Here is a 2,392-nt window from a genome sequence, read left to right as displayed (position 1 = left end):
CACCCGCGAACGGGACGACACCCGCGAACGGGACGACACCCGCGAACGGGACCACAGGGGCGAGGCGATCGGTGCGCGAGGCGGCGTTGAGTCAAAGAACCCAAACCACAAAGACACAGAAAAGATCTACTCGACGAAGCACCACGACAAAGAACCAAAAAGCAGTCATTGTCACTGCAATGCTCGCGTCCACTGTGCAGTTCTCAAGCAACAACCAGGAACCCGCTCCGGGGGCGAAGGGCACCGGACACCGGTGCGCCGCGCAGGATCGCAGACCCCACGCCCCACCGACCGATGTGCCCTTCCGGAGCGGTCCTGACAGAGCAGAACAGACCCCCACCACCGGCGGCGCGACGCCGCCGGCGGTGGGTGCCCGGTCCCTCAGGACCCAACAGTGCGCCAGGTGCTCACCACCGTCACCGGTACCGGCGTTCCCCACTGCGCCCGGGCCTGTTCCCAGGACCCGCCGCAGCCGTACTAGCCACCGATTCGACGATGAGCACCGTGTTGATGTTCCACCCTCGAGCACCGACCTCCGGACGATCGCCGGAGTAGACGGTCCACCCCGACCCACCGGCGAGGACGAACCTCACGCGAGGGGCGGGCTGATGCTCCTTAGAAAGGAGGTGATCCAGCCGCACCTTCCGGTACGGCTACCTTGTTACGACTTCGTCCCAATCGCCAGTCCCACCTTCGACAGCTCCCTCCCTTGCGGGTTGGGCCACCGGCTTCGGGTGTTACCGACTTTCATGACGTGACGGGCGGTGTGTACAAGGCCCGGGAACGTATTCACCGCAGCGTTGCTGATCTGCGATTACTAGCGACTCCGACTTCACGGGGTCGAGTTGCAGACCCCGATCCGAACTGAGACCAGCTTTTTGGGATTCGCTCCACCTCGCGGTATCGCAGCCCTCTGTACTGGCCATTGTAGCATGCGTGAAGCCCAAGACATAAGGGGCATGATGATTTGACGTCATCCCCACCTTCCTCCGAGTTGACCCCGGCAGTCTCCCATGAGTCCCCGCCATCACGCGCTGGCAACATGGAACGAGGGTTGCGCTCGTTGCGGGACTTAACCCAACATCTCACGACACGAGCTGACGACAACCATGCACCACCTGTGCACGGCCACCTAAATGAAGCTCCATCTCTGGAGCGCCACCGTGCATGTCAAGCCTTGGTAAGGTTCTTCGCGTTGCATCGAATTAATCCGCATGCTCCGCCGCTTGTGCGGGCCCCCGTCAATTCCTTTGAGTTTTAGCCTTGCGGCCGTACTCCCCAGGCGGGGCGCTTAATGCGTTAGCTGCGGCACGGAGTCCGTGGAATGGACCCCACACCTAGCGCCCAACGTTTACGGCATGGACTACCAGGGTATCTAATCCTGTTCGCTCCCCATGCTTTCGCTCCTCAGCGTCAGTTACGGCCCAGAGACCCGCCTTCGCCACCGGTGTTCCTCCTGATATCTGCGCATTTCACCGCTACACCAGGAATTCCAGTCTCCCCTACCGCACTCAAGTGTGCCCGTACCCACTGCAAGCTCAGAGTTGAGCCCTGAGTTTTCACAGCAGACGCGACACACCGCCTACGAGCTCTTTACGCCCAATAATTCCGGACAACGCTTGCACCCTACGTATTACCGCGGCTGCTGGCACGTAGTTAGCCGGTGCTTCTTCTGCAGGTACCGTCACCGCACCGGAGCGCGGCTTCTTCCCTGCTGAAAGAGGTTTACAACCCGAAGGCCGTCATCCCTCACGCGGCGTCGCTGCATCAGGCTTGCGCCCATTGTGCAATATTCCCCACTGCTGCCTCCCGTAGGAGTCTGGGCCGTGTCTCAGTCCCAGTGTGGCCGGTCGCCCTCTCAGGCCGGCTACCCGTCGTCGCCTTGGTGGGCCATCACCCCACCAACAAGCTGATAGGCCGCGAGCCCATCCCCAGCCGAAAAGACTTTCCACCCGCGTCGGATGCCCGAGCGGGTCGTATCCGGTATTAGCCACCGTTTCCAGTGGTTGTCCCGGAGCTGAGGGCAGGTTGCTCACGTGTTACTCACCCGTTCGCCACTGATCCCCCCGAAGGGTTCACCGTTCGACTTGCATGTGTTAAGCACGCCGCCAGCGTTCGTCCTGAGCCAGGATCAAACTCTCCGTCGAAAAAACCATAGACCCACCACGACCCCTCAGGGCCCCGGCCGGTCACAGCCCAATGACTTGCCTAGTTTGACCTCTGATCTCGAAAGTCCCACCACCTCCTGGCGAGGAGGCGGCGGGGTTCAACACCAAAGGAATTCCGAAGCGATCCCCCCACCCGGCGGACACCGGAGGAGAAGAACGCCACGGGGTTGATTGTTTGGCATCAACACTTGGCACACTGTTGAGTTCTCAAGAACCGGACGCAC

General features: G+C 61.4%; 1 rRNA gene. It reads right to left on the bottom strand.

Going from position 1 to position 2,392, the window contains the following annotated elements:
* Positions 1–619: 619 nt before the first annotated feature.
* Positions 620–2,147 (bottom strand): 16S ribosomal RNA (locus tag GTR00_RS12040).
* Between the last annotated feature and the right edge of the window lie 245 nt (positions 2,148–2,392).

The organism is Kineococcus indalonis (assembly GCF_009906395.1).
Taxonomy (GTDB): domain Bacteria; phylum Actinomycetota; class Actinomycetes; order Actinomycetales; family Kineococcaceae; genus Kineococcus; species Kineococcus indalonis.
This window is presented reverse-complemented; position numbering and strand designations above follow the sequence as displayed.